This window comes from Thermovirga sp. (assembly GCA_012523215.1).
Lineage (GTDB): Bacteria > Synergistota > Synergistia > Synergistales > Thermovirgaceae > 58-81.
The window spans coordinates 1-2,242 of record JAAYIZ010000297.1 but is presented as its reverse complement, the minus strand read 5'-3'; the positions used below and the strand labels follow the sequence as shown (position 1 = coordinate 2,242).

At 58.1% G+C, this 2,242-nt stretch carries 3 protein-coding genes; all 3 read left to right on the top strand.

Going from position 1 to position 2,242, the window contains the following annotated elements; all coding sequences use genetic code 11:
* The first annotated feature begins 56 nt into the window (after positions 1 to 56).
* On the top strand, positions 57 to 776 hold the full coding sequence (recO, locus tag GX108_08075; protein ID NLO56987.1) for a DNA repair protein RecO: 720 nt from the start codon (positions 57 to 59) through the stop codon (positions 774 to 776).
* 27 nt (positions 777 to 803) lie between these two features.
* On the top strand, positions 804 to 1,694 hold the full coding sequence (gene glyQ / locus GX108_08070; protein NLO56986.1) for a glycine--tRNA ligase subunit alpha: 891 nt from the start codon (positions 804 to 806) through the stop codon (positions 1,692 to 1,694).
* Positions 1,695 to 1,698: 4 nt separating this feature from the next.
* A partial coding sequence (locus GX108_08065; protein NLO56985.1) for a glycine--tRNA ligase subunit beta occupies positions 1,699 to 2,242 on the top strand: 544 nt, incomplete at its 3' end.

Sequence of the window (2,242 nt, the reverse complement as noted above, 5' to 3'; positions counted from 1 at the left end):
GAGGAACTCTGAAAAGGAACTCCGGAGGTTGGGCTATACCTAGAGGGGATGCTTCCTTGGAGGGCAAGGCCGGCCAGGGATTGTTCCGCAAACGCGGGGTAGTCCTTCGAAGAAGGGACTCTAACGAGGGCGACCGGAGCATATACGTCCTCCTCAAGGAAGAGGGACCGGTATGGCTCATCGCCCCCGGCGGGGCCAGGGGCAAGGTCAGGTTCGGGGGGGCCACCGATCCGCTGGTTTGGGGCACATTTCACATATATAGGGGGCCCAACCGGTGGTACCTGAGAGAAGTGGATGTCCGGAAGGACTTCCTGTTACTGAGAAAGCACCCGTCCCGCATAAGGAGGGCGGCCGAGTGGGCCGCGTCTTTGGTAAAATATACACTTCCGGGTCATGCTTCTGACGACCTTTTGCCTATTTTTTACTGGTCCCTGTGTGTCCTGGAATCGGGCTGGCTCAGGGAAGACCTGGCCGATTGGCGTTTCTACTGGAGGTGGTTGAGGAGCTGGGGTCTCGCTCCCAACCTCGAGCGGTGCCAGGAATGTGGCGCCGTGCTTGGGGAGGCCCTTTTTCGCGGGGAATCACTCCTGTGCGCCAAGTGCTCCAGCGGCGGGCGCGGGGTGAAGCTCAGCGCCCGGGACCGAAGCGAACTCTTCGCGGTTTCGGTGTTGGATCACGAGAAGATACTGGCAATGAAGGACCTTCCAGGGATCGATCCCAGGAAGGCCCAGTCCTGCACCAGGATGCTTGTAAGGACCCTGTCGGACAGGGTGTGACATCGAACCAGGAGGGGGAATACCGGGGTGAACCTGCAGGAGATAATGATGCGCCTTCAAAGGTTTTGGGCTGAACAGGGATGTGTGATCCAGCAACCCTATGATATCGAGGTTGGGGCCGGCACCATGAACCCGGCCACCACCCTGCGGGTACTCGGCCCCGAACCCTGGAGAGTCGCCTACGTGGAACCATCGAGACGGCCGGCCGACGGGAGGTACGGACAGAACCCGAACCGGCTCCAGCACTACCACCAGTTCCAGGTGATAATCAAACCTGCCCCGGTGGAGATACAGGAGACTTACCTTGAGAGTCTTAGGACCCTTGGGATAGAGCCGGCCGACCATGACATCCGCTTCGTCGAGGACGACTGGGAATCGCCCACCATTGGCGCCTGGGGCCTGGGCTGGGAGGTTTGGCTCGACGGGATGGAGATCACCCAGTTCACCTACTTTCAACAGGTGGGTGGCATTGATATGGACCCCGTGGCAGCGGAGATAACTTACGGGCTGGAAAGGATTGCGATGTACGTTCAGAAGGTGGACAACGTCTTTGACCTCGAATGGGTGGGAAAAATAACCTATGGGGATTTACATCATCAGGGTGAAGTAGAACACTCCACCTATAATTTCGAGGTTTCCGATACAGACATGCTTTTCAGGCTCTTTTCCATGTACGAGGCCGAGGCAAAAAGCGCCCTGTCCAAGGGCCTTGTGCTGCCCTCCTACGATTACGTGCTGAAGTGCTCCCACGCCTTCAACCTCCTCGATGCCAGGAACGCCATAAGCATCACCGAGAGGACGGGGTTTATTTCCAGGGTTCGGGCGCTGGCGGGTTCCTGCTGCCAGATCTACGCCAAGCAGAGAAAAGAAATGGATTTTCCCCTGATGGGTAAATTCGACGACAGGATCGAGAGGTAGAACGATGGGCGTAAGAGACCTTCTTCTTGAGATTGGGACGGAGGAGATCCCCTCCAGGTTCGTCCCACCCGCACTTTCCGAGTTGGCGGTCATCGCCGGAGAGGAGCTCCGGGCCGAAAGACTCGTCTTCGAGAACACGCAGGTTCTGGGGACACCCAGGAGGATCGTGCTCATTGTCCGGTCCCTGGAGGAGAAGCAGCAGGACAAGACCGAGGAGTTCAAGGGACCAGCCTGGGCCTCGGCTTTCGATCCCAGCGGCAACCCGACCAAGGCCGCCAGAGGTTTCGCAAGGAGCAAGGGGGTTGAAGAGGGTTCCCTTGAAAAAAGGGACTTTGGCGGCCAGGAGTTCGCCGTGGCCGTCAAAAGGGAGGAGGGACGGCCGACTTCCGCCACTCTCCCTGTCGTCCTTGAAAATGTAATCAAAAGGTTGTCCTTTCCCAAGAGCATGTACTGGGATCGGACCTTTCGTCGTTTCGCCAGGCCCGTCCGATGGCTCCTGGCTCTTTACGGAAATGAACTGTTGAAGGTTGACTTTGGCCTCCTGAGCT